Source organism: Aquipuribacter aurantiacus (assembly GCF_051216895.1).
Lineage (GTDB): Bacteria > Actinomycetota > Actinomycetes > Actinomycetales > JBBAYJ01 > Aquipuribacter.
In genome coordinates, this window is record NZ_JBPKAO010000004.1 from 22,243 (window position 1) to 38,985 (window position 16,743).

Below are 16,743 nucleotides of genomic sequence, written 5' to 3' on the forward strand. Positions count from 1 at the left end.
GACAAACGACCTCGGCGCCCTGGACGCATGTTCTGCGTCGGCGCCGGTGCAGTGCTCCACGACGGTCGGTCACGCCAGATCGGCGTGCCGCTGTCCCCCATTGTGCACCACGGGCCCGCCCGGACGGTCCACGGCCCCGCTGGCCACCCCGGTCGGGCCTGGGATCATGGCGCGGTGAGCAGCAGCGGGAGGGCCCTCCCCGAGCGGGTGAGGCGCCTGGGGCGCACGTCCCCGCTGCTGGTGCAGTCGGCGCTGGCCGCCGGGATGGCGTTCTGGTTCGCGGAGTCCGTGCTGGGCCACGACCAGCCGTTCTTCGCCCCCGCAGCCGCGATCATCGGTCTGGGTGCGTCGTACCGGCAGCGCTGGCGGCGCACGGCCGAGATCGTGGTCGGCGTCGCCATCGGGGTCGGGGTCGGCGACCTGGTCGTGGCGCTGGTGGGGCCCAGCGTCCTGGTGCTCGTGCTGGCCGTGCTGGTGGCCATGAGCCTGGCCGTGCTGCTGGACGCCGGCGTGCTCATCGTCCTGCAGGCCGGGGTGCAGGCCGCGATCGTGACGACGCTGGTGGCCGCCCCCGACGAGGGCCTGAACCGCTGGCTCGACGCGGTCGTCGGTGGCGTCACGGCCCTGCTGATCGCGTCCCTGTCACCCGTCGGTCCGCTGCGGCGACCTCGCGAGCACGCGGTGGAGGTGCTCCGGACCCTGGCCTCCCTGCTGCGCGACGCCGTGGTGGCCAACCGCACCGACGACGTCGACCTGGCGCGGCGGACCCTGCAGCGGGCCCGTGACACCGAGTACTCGTTGACGCAGCTGCGTGAGGCCACCCAGGAGCGCGCGGACGCGGCGGCGCTGTCGGTGCTGCGACGCGCCCGTTCGCGCCGGGCCCGCCTCGACGCCGACGCCGCCACCGTGCTCGACCTCGCGGTCCGCAACGCCCGGGTGCTGGTCCGTCGCGCCGACGTCGCGGTCGAGCGCGACGACCCGATCCCCGAGGAGGTGCTGCGCCTGGTCTGGGACCTGGCCGGGGTGGTCGAGCACATGGCGGCCGGGTACGACGACCGGGCGCAGCAGCCGGCGCTGCGCCTGGAGCTGGCGGCGCTCGCGGAACGGTCCTCGGCCTTCGACGTGCCGCTCGGGCTGTCGGGGGCGACGGTCCTGGCCCAGAGCCGGTCCCTGCTGACCGACCTGCTCCGGCTGACCGGGCTCAGCGGGACCGACGCCCTCGGGCTCATCCCCAGGATGCACCGGTGACGGGGGTCTCGTCCGAGCCGGGTGGTCCCGGGCTCGGTGGTCCCGAGCCCGGTGGCGCCGAGCTGTACCGGCCCGTGCTGGCCGGCGGCGCCCGGTACGCCATGGCCCAGCTCGGGCAGAGCCTGGACGGCTGCATCGCCACCCGCACCGGTGACGCCGTGTTCGTCACCGGCGAGGTCGACCGGGCGCACCTGCACCAGCTGCGGGCCTACGTCGACGCCGTCCTGGTGGGGGTGGGCACCGTGGTGTCCGACGACCCCCGGCTGACGGTCCGGGCGGTGACCGGCGCCGATCCCCACCGGGTGGTGCTGGACCCGACCGGTCGTTGCCCCCGGACCGCCCGGGTGCTGGCCGACGGGGCGGGCGCGACGTGGGTCCTCGGCGAGACGGCCGCCGCCGGGGTGGGACCGGTCCCGGCCGGGGTCAGGGTCCTCACCCTGCCGCTGGAGGACGGGGGCCGCTTCGCCCCGGCCGCGGTGCTGGACGCGCTGGCGGGTGTGGGGCTGGGCCGGGTGCTGGTCGAGGGCGGCGGGCGGACGGTGTCGGCGTTCCTGCGGGCGGGTGTGCTGGACCGGTTGCACCTGAGCGTCGCCCCGGTGCTGCTCGGCACCGACGGGACGACGGGGATCGGGTTGCCGGGCCCGGCGCTGGCCCGGGACGCGGTCAGGCCGCCGTCACGGTCGTTCCGTCTCGGGGACGACGTCTGCTTCGACCTCGACCTGCGTGCCCTCCGGGTCCTGGACCGCCCGACGCCGGGGACGCAGCAGCGGGACCAGACCGGGTAGCGCCGAGACCAGCGAGAGCAGGCCGTAGCCGACCGCGGCGGCCACCCCGTCGGCCGACGCGAGGCCGACCGCGGCGAAGCACAGGGCCGCCCCGGCCTCCCGGGCCCCCCAGCCGGCGACCGTCAGCGGGATGCCGGAGACGAGCAGGACGACGAGGACGGCCGGGACCAGCACGTCCCACGGTGCGGGCTCGCCGCCGGTCACCCGGGCGGCGAGGAGGAACAGCGCGACGAAGCAGACCAGCACGCCGAGCGACAGCAGGACCGCGAACCCAAGCGGCACGGCGAGGGCGCGCAGCGACGGCGTCGCCACGTCGCGCGGGCCGGTCCGCCCCCCGGCCGCGGCGTCGCGACGGGGGCTGCGACCGACGTCACGGCGCCACGGTTGCCAGAGCCCGACGGCGACGAGGGCGACCACGCCGAGCACCAGCGCGAGAACCGTCACGGTCGCGCCGTCGACCCCGTCGGACACCCGCAGCAGCTCCGGGCGGGCCAGCAGCGTGACGGCGGTGGCGGCCACCAGGACGAGCTGGCCCACGGTCCGTTCGAGGAACACCGCCCGCGCCGCCGGCAGCAGGCCGACGTCGCTGCCGTGCCGTCGCGCCCGGTCGACGTCACCGACGACCCCGCCGGGGACCACCTGGTTGACGAGCTCGCTGCGGAAGTACTCGGCCAGGGCCGAGGGCCAGGTCAGCCCGGCCCCCAGGGCCCGGGACAGCAGCAGCCAGCGGGTCGCGGCGAGCGAGCGCCACAGCAGCCCCAGCAGCAGGGCCAGGGCCACCGGCCCGGGGGCCAGCACCGCGGTCCCCGCCCGGACCGCCTGCTCGCCGACGACCAGCGCCACGACGACCAGCGCGACGACGCTGGCCGTGACCCGCAGCGCCAGCCGTGCCCGCGGGCTCACGGGGGCAGGAGCAGGACGTCGACGTGCTCGACCGCCACCGTCAGGCCGGCGCGCCCGAGCAGCTCGGTCCTGGCCCGGCCCCACCGGTCCAGGTGGTCGTCGTGGGCCTGCGCGGCCGCCACGTAGCCGTCGCCCCAGGCCCGGACCAGGGCGTCGTCGGCCCCGGGCTCCAGCAGCCACGGCGTCCGACGCTCCACGACGGTGGCACCGTGGCGGCCCGCGGCCGTGCGCAGCAGGTCCAGCCCCGCGGGTCCGGCGGCGCCGTCGGCGGTGGCGGTCGCGTGCACGGCACGGGCGGCCCGGGCGTCGTCGGGGTGCTCGGGGGACAGCCGCACCTCTCCGGTCACAGTGATGGAGGCGAGCAGCGGGACCCGCGTCGCGGTCAGCACGTCGACCAGGCGGTGCAGGTCGTCGGGGGTGAGCACGTCCAGCAGGGCGGAGCAGACGACGGCGTCGACGTCGGCCAGCAGGTCGGCGTCCAGGTCGGCGACCGTGCCGACCCGGGCGACGGTGGCGGTGCCCGGGGCGGCGCGGGACGTCGCCACGGCCAGCAGCTCGGGGTCGGGGTCCAGCAGGGTCCACCGGGCGGGACCCGGCAGCCGCTCCGCGCACCAGCGCTGCATGGCGCCCGCGCCGCAGCCCAGGTCGAGCAGGTGCAGGCCGCTCCGGTCCATGGTCGCCACGTCGCCCAGGAGCCGGCGGAGCAGGTCGGCGGACCGGGCCCGGTCGTCGGCCGCGACGCGCAGGTCGAGCCAGCGCGTGTCGTAGCCACCGCCGGCTTCCCCGGCTTCCCCGGCTTCCCCGGTCGCCCCGGTGGGTCCGGTGGGTCCGGCGCCGCGGAGGACGGTCACCGGAAGGCCTCGCGCACGGCGTCCGCGGTCCGGTCCCACCCGGACAGGGTGCCGGCCCGGGCGCGGGCGCGGGCCCGCAGGTCGGTGCGGAGGTCGGCGTCGCCCAGCCAGCGGTGCAGCGCGTCGGCCAGGTCGTCGGTGTCGCCCGGGGCCACGAGCAGCCCGGGCGGCCCGGTCGGTGTCGTGCCGAGCGCCTCCGGCAGGGCGCTGCCGGTGGTGGCCAGCACAGGGCGGCCTCGGGCCAGCGCCTCGGTGACGACCATCCCGAAGGTCTCCACGGCCGACGGCACGACCAGCAGGTCCGCCCACCGCCACTGCTCCTCCAGCGCCTCGCCGACCAGCGGTCCCGTCAGGACGACGCGGGTCCCCAGGCCGGCCGCCTCGACCCGGCTCCGCAGCCGGCCCACCTCGTCGGGCTGCGGGTGCGGGCCCACCAGCCGCAGCTCCCAGCCCAGGTCGGTGTCCGGGGCCATGGTCAGGTCCAGCCCGTCGAGGGCCTCCAGCAGCCGCCGCTGGCCCTTGCGCGGGCTGACGGCGCCCAGGCACAGCAGGTGGGCGCCGGTCAGGGTGGCGTCGGGGTAGGACGGTGCCGGGGTCGTGCCCGGGGTCGCCACGACAGGCGGTCGACGCAGCCGGTGGTCCTCCAGCCAGCCCGCGGCCCACCGGCTGGGGACCACGACGACGTCCGCCGCGGCCAGGACGCGTCGCTCGGCGGCGTCGCGGGCGTCGGCGGTGGCGGCGTCCAGCCCGGTCTCCGACGCCAGCGGCAGGTGCAGGACGACGCCCAGGCGGAGCCGTCGGGCGTGAGGCACGACCACGTCCGGCGCGGCGCCGGCGACCAGGCCGTCCACCAGCACCGGGGCGCCGTCGGCCAGGCCCGTCAGCACCTCGTCCAGGGCGCGGGCGTCGGCCGTGGACGGCGCCGGCCAGGAACCGGGGACCGGGTGCCAGCCGGGTGGGCTCCCGGCGGCGGCGAGCGCGTCGCGGACCTGCCGGTCCCAGACGTTGCCCCCGCTGGGGGAGTCGACGTCTCCGGGGACGACCAGGGCCGGTGCCGGACCGCCGTCCGGTACCGCCACGCAGTCCGCCGGCACCGTGCGGCTCAGGCCCACGGCCACACGGCGGGCCCGGGCCTCGGCTCGCGCAGCCTGACCGTGACGGCCGCGGCGGCCCGGGGGTTCTCGCCGAGCTCCACCCGCAGCGACGTCAGGTCCTCGCCGCGGCCCCGCAGCGCGCCCGCGGCGGCGCGGTCGAGCAGGCGGCGGGCCACGAACGAGGCCAGCACCTCGGTCGTGGTGAGCACCCCGGCGAGCTCCGGGTGCTCGTCCAGGTTCGTGTACGACAGGTCGGACAGGACCTGCGCCAGCTGCTCGGCCGCCGCCCCGATGTCCACCACGATGCCGTCGTCGTCCAGGCCGTCGCAGCAGAACGTGGCCCGCACCACGTAGGTGGCCCCGTGCAGGGCCTGCGCCGGGCCGAACACCTCACGGGGCAGGGAGTGGGCGACCATCATGGAGTCCTCGACGGTCACGGTGTGCTCGAGGAGAGGGCCGACCCCTGCGCTGCTGCTCATGCCCCGTAGGCCACCACGGCGCAGCGCCCGTCGCCACCGCGAGCCGCACCAGCACCCCCGGGGCTCGCCCCGGTCCCGGTGGTCCCCAGCAGCGCGGGCAGCCGCTCCGGCAGGTCCTCGAACGGGACGTCCTCGCCCAGCAGGTGGTCGAAGCCGGGGTCGGCGAGCAGCCGCAGCGCCAGGTCCAGCCGCGCGCCGTGGCTGCGGCGGTCGCGGCGGACCCTCGCCACGGCCCCCACCTGGCTGGGGCGGATCCCGACCCGACGGCTGTGGACGTCCTCGCCCAGCGGCACCGTGGGGGAGCGGGTGCCGAACCACGACACCTCGACCACCTCGCCGTCGTCGGGGGCCAGCCGCAGCGCCAGCGCGAGCCCGGCCGCGCTGGCCGAGGTGTGCACCACGACGTCGTACGTGCCGACGTGCTCGGCCCCGGCCAGCTCCTCGGGGTGCCGGTAGCCGACGCCGAGGACCGACGCGGTGAGCGCGCGCTGCCGCTGCGGGTCGACCAGGTCCACGCTCGTGCCCGGGACCCCGGCGGCCAGGCGGGCCACGGACGCCCCGACCGTCCCCGCGCCCACCACCGCCACCCGGTCGCCCAGGGTGACCCCGGCGTCCCAGACCACGTTGAGGGCGGTCTCGACCGTCCCGGCCAGGACGGCCCGGCGGGCGGGCACGACCTCGGGGACCGGGTGCACGGCCGCGGCCGGGACGACGAACCGGTCGTGGTGCGGGTGCAGCACGAACACGTCGCGCCCCAGCAGGGCGTCCGGCCCCACCTCGACGGTCCCCACGGCCAGGTAGCCGTAGCTCACCGGCCCGGGCAGGTCGCCCACCTGGAACGGGGCCCGCATCCGTGCGGCGTGCTCGGGAGGAACCTCTCCCATGAGCACCGCGCGCTCCGTCCCCCGGCTGAGCCCGCTGAACCGGGTCCGCACCAGCACGTCGTCGGGTCCGGGGGCCGGGAGGCGGTGCTCGCGGAGCGCCGTGACGCCGGGACGTTCGACCCACAGGGAGCGGGCGGTGCCGGGGGAGGCCAGGGTGGGCTCGTGCTGACGGGTGCTGTCCACCGGGCGAGCCTGACACCGGCGGACCGCGTCACGCTCGTCAGGGCGGGGCTCCTGGTCGTGGTCGCCGTGCTGGTGCTGGTCCGGCCCGCCGCCGGGGACCCCGCGGCGACGGGGTGGGCGTGGCTCGTCGTGGCCCTGGCCGCGCCGATGCTGCTGCTGGACGCGGTCGACGGGGCCGTCGCGCGGCGGACCGTCGTCACCGCGCGCGGGGCCCGGCTCGACATGGAGACCGACGCGGCGGCCGTGCTGGTGCTGGCGCTCGCCGCGGCCCCGGTGGTGGGGGTGTGGGTCGTGCTGGCGGGCGTGCTGCGGTACGGCTACGCCGGGGCCGGTCTGGTGCTGCCGGCGCTGCGGGCACCGCTGCCGTTCTCGCAGGCCCGGCGGGTGGTGGCGGGGGTGCAGGGCCCGGCCCTGCTGGCCGCGGTCGTGCCGGTCGTGCCGGTCACCTGGGCGGTGGCGGCGTGCGCCGTGGCGGTCTCGGCCCTGCTGTGGTCCTTCGGTCGCGATGTCGCGGGCCAGCTCCGCGGGGCCTACCGTCGGGTGCCATGAAGGTCCTGCTGATCGTCCTGCTCGCCCTCTGGCTGGGGCTCACCCTCGTCGGCCTGCTCATCGAGGGCCTGTTCTGGCTGCTCGTGATCGGCGTGGTGCTGTTCCTCGTCACCGCCGTCTGGGGCTGGTTCAAGGTCAGGGCCGTGGTCGCCCGCGACTAGGGCGGCCGAGCGGCGCCCGACCGCAGTCGGCCCTGCTCAGCCCTGGTCGAGGACGTACCCCCAGACCTGCTCGGCCCCGGTCTCGCCGGCGAGGAACGTGAACACCGTCGCCACCACGCCCAGGGCCGCGGCGACCCACGCGGTCACCCGCGGCCAGCGCGTGGTCGTCCCCAGCCGGCTGGTCAGCACCAGCGACACCACCGAGGCCACCGCGAACGCGATGCCCAGGTTGACCACGTACAGGCCGTGACGGCCGTGCTCGAGCAGCAGCGCCGACGGCTCCTCGTACCCGAGCTGCACCTCGAGGGCGTTGCCGGCCTGCTGCGCGACCACGGCCGCCAGCGCCGCGGCCACGGCGCCCGCCGTCACCAGCGGGCCGTAGGCGGGGGCCCAGCTCCGCCGGGCCGCGACGAGCACCGCCCCCAGCGTCGACAGCGGCACGAGCACCACCACGGCGTGCACCACGAGCGGGTGCAGCGGCAGGCCGTTGAACGAGGAGAACAGCGTCGGCAGCATCCCCGCAGTCTGCCTCGCGGCTCAGGCGACCCGCACGGGGTCCCCGACGGCGACCGACCCCGGGGCGACGACCTCGGCGTCGACGCCGAAGCGGACCTCACGCTCGACGAGCCGGTCGGGGACCAGCAGGCCCAGGGGGTCCCAGTCCTCGCGCGTCCCGTGCCCCGGTCGCAGCCGGACCACGGCGCAGCGGGGGACCGTGGCCCGGACCGCCAGCTCCGTCCCGCCGACCAGCAGCCGGGCCCCCACCCACCGGTCCTCGGCGAACGGTGGGGCGTCCCCGGTGTCCACGACCAGGTTCGCTCGCCACCGCTCGGCGTCGTCCAGCAGGGCGGAGGTGGCGGTGGGCAGCCCCGCGCGGGCGGCGACCTCGCGCAGGGACGACGTCGTCACGACGGTCACCCCGCCCGCGTAGACGACGTCGCGGGGTGCCGCCTCCGTCAGGACCACCGCCCGCCCCAGGTACGCCGACAGGGCCTCCCCCCACGGCCCGTCCAGCACCGTCAGCTCGGGCTCACGGCCCCAGTAGTCGGCCCGGACCCGCACCGACCCCGTGACGGGAGCGGAGACGGGGTCGGCCCCGGGGACGTGGAGCGTGAGGACGTCCACCGCCGGCTGCCGGTCGGTCGTGACCTCCACCCGCAGCGCCAGCAGCGACGGGTTCTCCACCGTGCGCAGCACCCGGCGGGCGACGGGGTCGAGGAGGGCGAACCGGCGGTCGCCCTCGGGGCCGTTGCCGGTCAGCCGGAACGAGCGCGGGCGGTGGCGTGAGCCACCCTTCAGCGGGCTGAGCCCGAGGGCGGCGACGTGCACGCGGAGAGGGTACGACCCCGCGCGACGCTCCCGGGCGCGGGACAGGACGCCCGCCCCCGGTGCACGATGACCTGGTGGCGGCGCAGGGTAGTGCAGAGGTGACCGACAGCGACCGTCGGGTCGTCGGTCGGCACGACCACCCCCAGCCCTTCACGGGCATCCGGAGCACCTGGGGCGACGGGCTGCTCATCGCCATCGCGGGCCTCATGCTCCTGTACTGGACCTACGTCGTGATCCACCTGCTGGACGAGCAGGACGAGCACAACGTGGTGCTGGCCTGGGTGGACGGGCTCAGCGGGGTGGCGGCGGTGGTCGTGCTGGCGCTGCTGGCCCTGCTGCGTCCCGACCGCGGCGGCCGGCTGCTGCTGACCGCCCTGCTGTCGACGGCGGCGGCGGCCAACGCCGTCGCGCACCTGTGGGTGAGCCAGGACCTCGTGAACACCGTGCTCGTGGTCATCGTGCTGCTCGTGGTGGCGGCCGGCATCACGTCGAGCCCCGTCGCGGCCGGGCTCGTGGCCGCGCTGTGGCTGGGCTGGTTCGCCGCCACGAGCGGCCAGGTCTCCGACCCCGACTGGACCCGGCACCTGTCCGACGTGGCCGTGGCCACCCTGGCCGGGCTGATGCTGCACGTCGGGCGCCGCATGACGATGCTCAAGCTGCTGCGGGCGCAGGCGGAGCTGGAGCGGCTCACCGAGCACGACGACCTGACGGGGCTGGCCAACCGGCGCGGGTTCTTCGCGGTGATGCGGCGGGCGCTGACCCAGGCCGAGCGGGGCGGGGGCCGTCGTCTGGTGGTCCTGTACTGCGACGTCGACGGTCTCAAGCTGGTCAACGACACCCGCGGCCACGAGGCGGGTGACGCGCTGCTGGTGTCGGTCGCGGACCGGCTGCGTGCGGAGTTCTCCGACGCCGAGGTCGTCGCGCGGCTCGGCGGGGACGAGTTCGGCGTGGTGCTGCTGACGGCGGACGGCGCGGACGCGCCGGCCGAGGCGGCGGCCCGGGCCCGACGGGTGCGTGACGACACCGTCGACGCCGTCTGGTCCCTGTCCGTGGGGGCCGCGTCCAGCGACGAGCTGCGGCGCCCGCCGCCGGCCGGCCCGGGCGGGCGACCCCCCGGCCCGGGCGGGACCTGGCCCGGTCCGGACCTGGTCGGGGCCGTGGTGGGCCTGGCCGACGAGCGGATGTACGAGGCCAAGCGGTCCCGGCCGGAGCGTCCCCGCCCCTGACGGCCGCACCGGCACGGCCGCCCGGACCGACGGCCGCCCGGACCGACGGCCGCCCGGGCCTCCGTCAGAGGACCGGGGGCGACCCCGACCCCTGCTCCAGGACGACGACCTCGTCACCGGCCCGGACCGTCCCGCCCACCTCGACCACCGCGAACACCCCGACGCGGCCGACGGGCACGCCGTCGGCGTCCAACGACAGCCCCACCCGGTCGGTCGAGGGGTCCTCGTGCCGGGGGAACCGGAGGCCGGTGACCACCAGGACCGCCACCGGTCCCAGCCGCAACCGGGTCCGCAGCGGCAGCGACAGCAGGTCCACCCCCCGGGTCGTCACGTTCTCGCCCAGGTAGCCGTCGGCCACGTCGGCGCCAGCGGCACGCAGCAGGTCGTAGCGCTCCACGCCCACCAGGTGCACCTCGCGGGACCGCCGGGTGCCGGCGTGCAGGTCGCCGACCGCGCCGTGGGAGGCCCGCAGGGTCAGCGCGTCCACGGCGGGCTTCGCGAACCCGCGCTCCGGCCTCGCGGCGACGCTGCGCACGGCCAGGACCACCGCCCCGTCGTCACGCGCCACGCCGTCGTCCACGTCCCTGCGCTCGCCCACGTCCCCACCATCGCGCACTCCGGCCCCGGTGTGGGCCACAGTGGTGCCGTGGCAGCAGGAGGACGGGACCAGCGCGGACCGATGGAACGGCTCACCCAGATCCTGTTCGTCCTGTCGCGCTCGCCCGGGCGCACCGCCACGACCGAGCGTCTGCTGGAGCACGTGGAGTACGGCTCGGACCGGCCGGAGGACCGCCGTCGGCAGCTGACGCGCGACATCCGCCACCTCACCGACCTGGGCTGGGAGATCGCCGCGGTCGGCGACGAGGGCGAGGCGGGGCGCTACCGCCTCGTCGCCGGCGACCTGCGGCTGCGGGTCGACTTCTCCGCCGCCGAGCAGGCCGAGCTGCAGCGCGCGGCCCGGGTCGCCCAGCTGTCCGGGATCGCCGCCGACCTGGGGCCGGGGCCGGATGCCCCCCGCTCGTTCGTGCCCCGCACCGACCACGTCGCCGCGCTCGACACGGTCCAGCGGGCCGTCCAGGCGCACTGCCTGCTGGGCTTCGACTACGGCGGCCGACCTCGGCAGGTGCACCCGCACCGGGTCCACCTGCGCACCGGTGGGTGGTACCTGCGGGCCCGTGAGGTCGACGGCGACGACGTCAAGACGTTCCGGCTGGACCGCCTCGTCGACGTGGTCCTGGGGCAGCCCGGCACCGCCGAGGTCCCGCCGCCCGACGCCCACCTGCGCATCGACCCGATCGCCTGGCCGGTGGACCCGCCGCTGGTGGCGGCGGTGGCCACGACGACGGAGCACGTGCCCCACGTGACGTCGATGTTCGCCGGGCCCGACCCGGACGCCGTCACGACCGAGGCCGACCCGGGGGCGGCGGGTGGTCACGAGGGTGAGGTGGTGCTGCGGGTCCCGGTGACCAACCGCTCGGCCTTCCGGGGCCGGTTGTTCGAGCTGGGCAGCCGGGTGCGGCTGCTGGGGCCGGCCGAGCTGCGCGACGAGGTCCGCGAGCACCTGGTGGCCGTGGCGGAGGGTCGGCGGTGAGCGGGTCGGTGGCGCTGTACGCGCGTCGGCTGGCCCACGTGCCCGGGGCGCTGCGGCTGCTGCGCCTGCACCCCGACGGCCTGCCGATCGCCCGGGTGGCCGAGGAGCTCGAGGTGCCCGAGACCCAGCTCCGTGAGGAGCTCGAGGTGTTCTTCCTGGCCGACGTCGTCGACACCGGCTCGGTCGGGCTGCGCTCGTGCGCGCTGGAGTTCCTGGCCTCCGGCCCGGACGGCGGGCTGGCCGAGGCCGACCTGGCCGACGCGCAGGTCGTCCGGCTCACCGACGACAGCCCGTTCGACGAGCTGGGGGTGGCGTTCCTGTCCGCGTCGGACCTGGGCGTGCTGTACCGGGCCGCGTCGGAGCTGTCGGCGCTGGAGCCCGACAACGAGGTGCTGGCGGCGGCCGTGGCCCGGTTGGGGACCTCCGTGCTCGGCGGGGTCGAGGGTCGGGGCGGGTTCATGGCCGACGTGGCCGCCGACCTGAGGACCGCGGCGACGCAGCACCGCCGCGTCCGGATCACCTACGCCCGCGCCTGGCAGCCAGGGGTCGTGGAGCGCGTCGTCGAGCCGTGGCGGGTGGTCAGCACCCGCCGCGGCTACGAGGTCGACGCGGGCCCGCTCGACGCCGACGGGGGACTGCGCACCTACCTGGTGTCGGGGGTCCGGGCGCACGAGGTCCTGGACGAGACGTTCGCGCGGCCCGCCGACGCCGACGACCGGATCGCCGCCGCGCGGCGCGAGGTCCCCGTCCGGCTCGTGGTGCCCGCCGACCGGGTGTGGGTCGCCGAGCGGTTCGCGGAGTCGGTGACGGTCGAGCAGTCCGACGCCGACGGCGTCCAGGTCGTGGCCGGGGTGCTGCCCCCGGTCCGGGACCGGGTCGGGCTGCTGCTGGCGGTCGCGGGCGGCGGGGCGTTCGTCGTCGACCCGCCCGACCTGCGCGACACCGACCGCGAGACGGCACGCCGGTTGCTGGAGCACCACGGGCTCGCCTGAGGCCGCCGGCACGCCGCAGGGTGTCGACCGGGCCCGCGGCGGCTGACCCGGGCTCAGGCCGGTGGTGCGTCGGTGACGGCGTCGACGAGCCGGGTCAGCCGCTCGGCGACCTCGCCCAGGCCGTCCGTCGGCTGCAGGTGGCCGTCGAGGTAGACGTCGCGGCGGACCTCCACCATGAGCGAGGCGACCCGCAGGTCCCGCTGCCAGTGGCGCATCGGCGTGTACGTCCCGGCGAACGGCTGGTCGAGGTCGACGTCCAGCCCGGCGAAGGCCTCCCGGGCGGCCGCCCGCAACCACGCCGGGGTGTGCTGCGGGTCGGTGCCCAGGCAGACCTGCGGTCGCCGCGCCGCCCGCTCGGGGTCGCCCGCGGTCTCGTAGGGCAGGGGCTCGGCCGGGAAGGAGTGGACGTCGAGTAGCACCGCCCGGCCGCACACCCCGAGCCGGTCGTGCACGAGGTCGGCGACGCCCTCGGCGTGGGGGCGGAACCAGGTCGCCAGCAGGTCGGCCTCGTGGCCGGCGTCGGGTCGGCGCAGCACCCGGCCGTCGGACGTGCGGGTGTAGACGGCCCCCATGCCGACCGCCCGCATCGGCTCGCGGACGTCGGGGAAGCGCTCGGGGTCCACGACCAGGCGCGACCACGGGTTCACCCACCGCCAGGGCCGCACCCGGGCGGCTCCGGCGGCGGCCGCGGCCAGCAGGTCGGTGGCGGTGTCCGTCATCCGGTCCAGCTCCTGCTCCAGGTCCGGGTCGTCGAGCAGGAGCCCGGCGCGGGCGACCGCCGGCACCGCGCGTAAGGCGTGCGGGACGTGCAGGACCACGGGCGAGCGGGGGTCGCCGGGCAGCAGCGGGGGGCGGGGCACGGGTCGGACGCTATCGACCGGCGTGCGCACGGCCGGCTCGGCCCAGCGGCGCCGGGCTTCACCGGCTGCGCTGCCCCGCGACGGCTCACCCCAGCAGGGCCGGGCGACCGGGGTGGTCGTGCCTCACCACCAGGTCGGCACGGTCGGCCGGGTCGCACTCGTCGACGTACCGCGCCCACGCCCCCGGCCGTGGGTCGCCCACGTCGGGGAAGCGCCGGGCCAGCGCCGCGGGCGAGGTGATGAGGTGCACCGCGACGTCCAGGCCGCCGCCCAGCTCCCACCGCAGCAGGTGGGGCCCGTCCACGAGGAGCAGGGCGCCCGGTGCGGCGGGGCGGACGCGCTCGCGGGCCGCCCTGTCGGTGAACGGGTCGCGCAGCCGCGGCAGCCACGTCATGACGGCCGGGTCGGCGACCGGGTCCAGCACCTCGCGCCGCAGCGCCGCCCAGTCCACCCACCGGTCGAACGCGGCGTCCACGTCGTGCGGTCCCCACTCCAGGCGCACCGAGCGCCGGTGCAGGAAGTCGGCCGCGCGCACCCGCAGCACGGCCACGCCCTGCGCCAGCGCGGTCTCCGCGACGGCGCCGGCGACCGCGTCCGTCTCGGCGTCCACGGCACCGTCCACACCGAGCCTCACCGCCACCCCGGCGGACCTGGCCGGGGCGAGCAGCGGTGCGGCCCGCTCGACGGCGAGGGCCGCCAGCCCCTCCGGGGTGAGCGGCCGCACCGCCGAGACCTCGCCCACACCCACCACGGTAGGGCGGCCCGTCCTCGGGCCCCGCCGTGGCCCGTCCACCGGGTCAGGACCCACCGCGGGCCCTCGACGCGGGCCGTCACTACCGTGGGCCCATGACGGACACCGTGGTCCTGGTGGTCGGGTTCACCGCCCGCGACGACAGCGTCGACGAGCTCCGGGAGCGCCTGCTCGGGATCGTCGACCGCACCCGCGCCGAGGACGGCTGCCTCCGCTACGACCTGCACAACCACCCCGACGACCCGCTGAGGCTGACCTTCGTCGAGGAGTGGGCCACGCCGCGGGCCCACGCCGCGCACGACCTCACGCCGTGGGTGCTGGACCTCCGCGAGCACCTGCCGGGCCTGCTCGCGGACCCGGTGCAGGTCACCCGCCTGAGCCGGCTCGAGCCGTGACCGACCAGCCGCCGCGGGACCGGCCGCAGGGTTCCGGGCCGCAGCGGGAGCAGCCGCCCGGGCCCGGGGCGCCGTCCCCGACGCGACCACGGCACGACGTGGCGCTCACGAGTGCCTGGCTGGGCGACGGCACCCGGTTGCTGGTCGACGCGGTGGCCGGGCTCCCGGACGACGGGCTGCGGGGACGCAGCCGGCTGCCCGGCTGGTCACGCGCGCACGTCGTCGCCCACCTGGCTCGCAACGCCGAGGCGCTCGGCCGGTTGGCGGCCTGGGCCCGGACCGGGGTCGAGACGCCGATGTACCCCGACCCGGCCACGCGTGAGGCGGACATCGAGCGGACGGCGCAGCAGCCCCCGGCCGCGCTCCGGCGGGACCTGTCCGCCAGCGCTGCCGACCTGGACCAGGCGCTCGCCGGTCTCGACGAGCCCGCCTGGCAGGCCACGGTGCGCGCCGGTGCGGCCGGGCGCGAGGTGCGGGCGACCGTCCTGCCGTGGCTGCGCGTCCGCGAGGTGTGGCTGCACCGGGTGGACCTGGACGAGCCCGGCACCGACGGGGCCGCCGTCCTCGGTGCCGCGCCGCCCGCCCTGCTGGACGAGCTCCTGGCGGACGTCACCGGCACGTTGTCCGCCGACCCGGCGTGCCCGCGCCTGCTCCTGGAGGCCGACGACCGCGACGTGGTCGTCCCGCTCGGCCCGGACGGGCCCGCCCGCGCCGACCACGCCGCAGCCGACCATGCCGCCGCCGACCACGCCGCCGCCACCGCCCGCGCCGACCAGGTCGATGCCGCGGACCGCGTCGACCCGACGGTGGTCCGCGGCAGCACCGTCGGGCTCCTGCTCTGGCTCACCGGGCGCTCCGACGGGCGCGGTCTCGTCAGGGCCGGGGCGCTGCCCCCGTTGCCCCGGTGGCTGTGAGGGCGGCCCGGACCGCGTCCAGCAGGTCGACGTCCGGCGCGCCCGTCAGGCGGCCGTCGGCCACGTAGCGGCGGGCCAGGCCCGCCACCGCGTCGCGTCGTCGGACGTCGACGTCCGCCGGTGCCCCGGCGGCGGCGGGCAGGACCCGGGTCCCGCCCCCGCGTGACCCGCTGACCAGCCCGGCCGCCTCGAGCTCGCGGTAGGCGCGGGCCACCGTGCCGACGGCCAGCCCGAGGTCGCGGGCCAGCTGCCGGATCGGCGGCAACCGGTGCCCGCCGGGCAGCGCACCGTGCCGGACCGCCTGGTCCAGCTGGCGGCGCAGCTGCTCGTAGGGCGGGGTGGGGTCGGTGAGGTCGACCGTCAGCTGCAGGTCCCCGCTCACCGCACCCCACCGGTGGACGCCAGCGCCGGCTGCCGCGGGCCGACGAGCAGCACGACCAGGCACCAGAGCAGCACCGCCGCGGCGAGGCCGGCGACCACCAGCAGGCCGGCCGCGACCAGGGCCCACCACTCGGGTGCGCACCCCACGGTGCCCCCGACGGCCGAGGCGGCCAGGGCGGAGGTGCCGGCCAGGGGCAGGGCCAGCAGGACGCCTAGGCCGGCGACCACCAGCGGGCCGGCCGCGACCAGGGCCCACCACTCGGGTGCGCACCCCGCGGTGCCCCCGACGGCCGCGACGGCCAGGGCGGAGGTACCGGCCAGGGGCAGGGCCAGCAGGACGCCCAGGCCGGCGACCACCGACCGGGCGGCCTGCGCCCGGAGCTCGTGGTCGGCCGCCACCGCCTGCGCCGGTACCTCGGGCCAGCCCGGGGTGCGGCCGGGCAGCAGCGGCGGGCGGGCCACCGTGGTGCGCAGCACCAGCAGCGCCAGCAGCGTCCCCACCCCGACCAGCAGCAGGAGCGGCACCGTGTAGTACGAGCCGGGCCACGGGCCGCGCGAGGACGTCTCGACCGCCGAGCAGGAATGCGTGAGCCAGCGCCCGGGGCGACCGAGGTCGTCGGGGGAGCCGAGGGCGCTCGTCACGACGGCCAGCACCGTCAACGTCACGCCGGTCGTCAGCACGGCGGCGCCCAGCCGACGTGGCAGGTAGTCCGTGACCCGTCGCGCGGTAGGCGAGGCCCGGCGTCTCGGCCCGTCGGGCGGGCGCACCACCAGCTCGGCGGCGAGCACCCCGACCAGGAGGCCGAGGGCGGCCACGGGGGCGGCGAGGAGCAGACCCAGGCCGAGCGTGTCCTCGACCACCAGGTACCCGGCCGCCACGCCCCCGACCGCGGCGCCGAGCAGGCGCAGCAGGCCCCGCCGGCCCTCGAGCCGGCGGGCCAGACGCATCCGCGAGTCCTGGCTCGCCCGCGTCGCGGCGAGGAGCAGCACGACGACGGCCACGACCGGCACGACCAGCACCGGGACCAGCAGCAGGAACCTCACGCGACGCCTCCGACTTGTACCTGTTGGTGGGTACAAGTCGAGCGTGACGCCTCGCCGCCACTTGTGTCAAGCGGTTGGAACAAGGAGTCGGTCCCCGTCGAGGGTGTCCTCGAGCGCGCGGAT

General features: G+C 77.5%; 21 protein-coding genes. 9 read left to right on the forward strand and 12 right to left on the reverse strand.

The features are described 5' to 3' along the window. Positions 1-174 precede the first annotated feature (174 nt). Together ACR80Q_RS06765 and ACR80Q_RS06770 are read left to right on the forward strand one after the other, a co-directional pair. Entirely contained in the window at positions 175-1,248 is a 1,074-nt protein-coding gene (locus tag ACR80Q_RS06765) for an FUSC family protein (protein ID WP_435376833.1), read from the forward strand. Continuing rightward, positions 1,245-2,033, forward strand: a complete 789-nt coding sequence (locus tag ACR80Q_RS06770; RefSeq protein ID WP_435376834.1) for a RibD family protein — start codon at positions 1,245-1,247, stop codon at positions 2,031-2,033. Before ACR80Q_RS06765 ends, ACR80Q_RS06770 begins: the two co-directional genes overlap by 4 nt. On the opposite strand, the gene ACR80Q_RS06775 is transcribed toward ACR80Q_RS06770, so the two are convergent. Genes ACR80Q_RS06775 through ACR80Q_RS06795 form a run of 5 tightly spaced genes read right to left on the reverse strand, consistent with a single transcriptional unit; the run spans position 1,923 to position 6,427 of the window. After that, positions 1,923-2,936 (reverse strand): lysylphosphatidylglycerol synthase domain-containing protein, encoded by a 1,014-nt coding sequence (locus tag ACR80Q_RS06775; RefSeq protein ID WP_435376835.1) that lies wholly within the window; start codon positions 2,934-2,936, stop codon positions 1,923-1,925. The genes ACR80Q_RS06770 and ACR80Q_RS06775 overlap by 111 nt on opposite strands. After that, entirely contained in the window at positions 2,933-3,787 is an 855-nt protein-coding gene (locus ACR80Q_RS06780; protein WP_435376836.1) for a methyltransferase domain-containing protein, read from the reverse strand. Before ACR80Q_RS06780 ends, ACR80Q_RS06775 begins: the two co-directional genes overlap by 4 nt. Further along, positions 3,784-4,899, reverse strand: a complete 1,116-nt coding sequence (locus tag ACR80Q_RS06785; protein WP_435376837.1) for a glycosyltransferase family 4 protein — start codon at positions 4,897-4,899, stop codon at positions 3,784-3,786. The genes ACR80Q_RS06780 and ACR80Q_RS06785 overlap by 4 nt, the downstream gene beginning before the upstream one ends. Further along, positions 4,890-5,360, reverse strand: coding sequence for a 6-pyruvoyl trahydropterin synthase family protein (locus ACR80Q_RS06790; RefSeq protein WP_435376838.1), 471 nt, complete (start codon positions 5,358-5,360; stop codon positions 4,890-4,892). The genes ACR80Q_RS06785 and ACR80Q_RS06790 overlap by 10 nt, the downstream gene beginning before the upstream one ends. Beyond that, a complete protein-coding gene (locus ACR80Q_RS06795; RefSeq protein ID WP_435376839.1) occupies positions 5,357-6,427 on the reverse strand; it encodes a zinc-dependent alcohol dehydrogenase in 1,071 nt (356 codons plus the stop codon). Before ACR80Q_RS06795 ends, ACR80Q_RS06790 begins: the two co-directional genes overlap by 4 nt. On the opposite strand from ACR80Q_RS06795, the gene ACR80Q_RS06800 reads away from it, so the two are divergent. Both ACR80Q_RS06800 and ACR80Q_RS06805 read left to right on the forward strand, forming a co-directional pair. Then, complete coding sequence (locus tag ACR80Q_RS06800) at positions 6,407-6,976, forward strand: CDP-alcohol phosphatidyltransferase family protein (RefSeq protein ID WP_435376840.1); 570 nt, start codon at positions 6,407-6,409, stop codon at positions 6,974-6,976. The two genes, ACR80Q_RS06795 and ACR80Q_RS06800, sit on opposite strands and share 21 nt — an antisense overlap. Further along, a complete protein-coding gene (locus ACR80Q_RS06805) occupies positions 6,973-7,137 on the forward strand; it encodes a hypothetical protein (protein WP_435376841.1) in 165 nt (54 codons plus the stop codon). The genes ACR80Q_RS06800 and ACR80Q_RS06805 overlap by 4 nt, the downstream gene beginning before the upstream one ends. Before the next feature lie 36 nt (positions 7,138-7,173). Here ACR80Q_RS06805 and ACR80Q_RS06810 read toward each other — a convergent pair whose 3' ends face one another. Together ACR80Q_RS06810 and ACR80Q_RS06815 are read right to left on the reverse strand one after the other, a co-directional pair. Continuing rightward, entirely contained in the window at positions 7,174-7,653 is a 480-nt protein-coding gene (locus ACR80Q_RS06810) for a DUF2231 domain-containing protein (RefSeq protein WP_435376842.1), read from the reverse strand. Between the two features lie 21 nt (positions 7,654-7,674). Continuing rightward, positions 7,675-8,466: an MOSC domain-containing protein gene (locus ACR80Q_RS06815; RefSeq protein WP_435376843.1), complete on the reverse strand. Its 792-nt coding sequence runs from the start codon at positions 8,464-8,466 to the stop codon at positions 7,675-7,677. Positions 8,467-8,564: 98 nt separating this feature from the next. Here ACR80Q_RS06815 and ACR80Q_RS06820 point away from each other — a divergent pair, with 98 nt between their 5' ends. Next, positions 8,565-9,692 (forward strand): GGDEF domain-containing protein, encoded by a 1,128-nt coding sequence (locus ACR80Q_RS06820; RefSeq protein ID WP_435376844.1) that lies wholly within the window; start codon positions 8,565-8,567, stop codon positions 9,690-9,692. A gap of 64 nt (positions 9,693-9,756) precedes the next feature. Here ACR80Q_RS06820 and ACR80Q_RS06825 read toward each other — a convergent pair whose 3' ends face one another. Continuing rightward, positions 9,757-10,290 carry an MOSC domain-containing protein gene (locus ACR80Q_RS06825; protein ID WP_435376845.1) on the reverse strand — a complete coding sequence of 178 codons (534 nt, stop codon included), beginning with the start codon at positions 10,288-10,290 and terminating at the stop codon, positions 9,757-9,759. Between the two features lie 48 nt (positions 10,291-10,338). Here ACR80Q_RS06825 and ACR80Q_RS06830 point away from each other — a divergent pair, with 48 nt between their 5' ends. After that, the gene (locus ACR80Q_RS06830; RefSeq protein ID WP_435376846.1) at positions 10,339-11,283 is read left to right on the forward strand and encodes a helix-turn-helix transcriptional regulator; all 945 of its coding nucleotides are present in this window, start codon (positions 10,339-10,341) and stop codon (positions 11,281-11,283) included. Beyond that, entirely contained in the window at positions 11,280-12,275 is a 996-nt protein-coding gene (locus ACR80Q_RS06835) for a helix-turn-helix transcriptional regulator (protein WP_435376847.1), read from the forward strand. The genes ACR80Q_RS06830 and ACR80Q_RS06835 overlap by 4 nt, the downstream gene beginning before the upstream one ends. Before the next feature lie 53 nt (positions 12,276-12,328). Here ACR80Q_RS06835 and ACR80Q_RS06840 read toward each other — a convergent pair whose 3' ends face one another. Together ACR80Q_RS06840 and ACR80Q_RS06845 are read right to left on the reverse strand one after the other, a co-directional pair. Then, complete coding sequence (locus ACR80Q_RS06840) at positions 12,329-13,135, reverse strand: N-formylglutamate amidohydrolase (RefSeq protein WP_435376848.1); 807 nt, start codon at positions 13,133-13,135, stop codon at positions 12,329-12,331. Between the two features lie 85 nt (positions 13,136-13,220). Further along, a complete protein-coding gene (locus ACR80Q_RS06845) occupies positions 13,221-13,877 on the reverse strand; it encodes a nucleoside/nucleotide kinase family protein (RefSeq protein ID WP_435376849.1) in 657 nt (218 codons plus the stop codon). Between the two features lie 104 nt (positions 13,878-13,981). Between ACR80Q_RS06845 and ACR80Q_RS06850 the strand changes: the two genes are divergently transcribed. Both ACR80Q_RS06850 and ACR80Q_RS06855 read left to right on the forward strand, forming a co-directional pair. Then, positions 13,982-14,281: a putative quinol monooxygenase gene (locus ACR80Q_RS06850; protein ID WP_435376850.1), complete on the forward strand. Its 300-nt coding sequence runs from the start codon at positions 13,982-13,984 to the stop codon at positions 14,279-14,281. Positions 14,282-14,379: 98 nt separating this feature from the next. Beyond that, a complete protein-coding gene (locus tag ACR80Q_RS06855) occupies positions 14,380-15,195 on the forward strand; it encodes a maleylpyruvate isomerase N-terminal domain-containing protein (RefSeq protein ID WP_435376851.1) in 816 nt (271 codons plus the stop codon). Here ACR80Q_RS06855 and ACR80Q_RS06860 read toward each other — a convergent pair. Beyond that, positions 15,155-15,577 (reverse strand): GntR family transcriptional regulator, encoded by a 423-nt coding sequence (locus ACR80Q_RS06860; protein ID WP_435376852.1) that lies wholly within the window; start codon positions 15,575-15,577, stop codon positions 15,155-15,157. The two genes, ACR80Q_RS06855 and ACR80Q_RS06860, sit on opposite strands and share 41 nt — an antisense overlap. Next, a complete protein-coding gene (locus ACR80Q_RS06865) occupies positions 15,574-16,620 on the reverse strand; it encodes a hypothetical protein (protein WP_435376853.1) in 1,047 nt (348 codons plus the stop codon). Before ACR80Q_RS06865 ends, ACR80Q_RS06860 begins: the two co-directional genes overlap by 4 nt. Between the last annotated feature and the right edge of the window lie 123 nt (positions 16,621-16,743).

Coding starts and splice junctions, on each gene's coding strand:
- ACR80Q_RS06790 (WP_435376838.1), bottom strand. CDS start 5,360: ATGAGCAGCAGCGCAGGGGTCGGCCCTCTCCTCGAGCACACCGTGACC.
- ACR80Q_RS06805 (WP_435376841.1), top strand. CDS start 6,973: ATGAAGGTCCTGCTGATCGTCCTGCTCGCCCTCTGGCTGGGGCTCACC.
- ACR80Q_RS06810 (WP_435376842.1), bottom strand. CDS start 7,653: ATGCTGCCGACGCTGTTCTCCTCGTTCAACGGCCTGCCGCTGCACCCG.
- ACR80Q_RS06850 (WP_435376850.1), top strand. CDS start 13,982: ATGACGGACACCGTGGTCCTGGTGGTCGGGTTCACCGCCCGCGACGAC.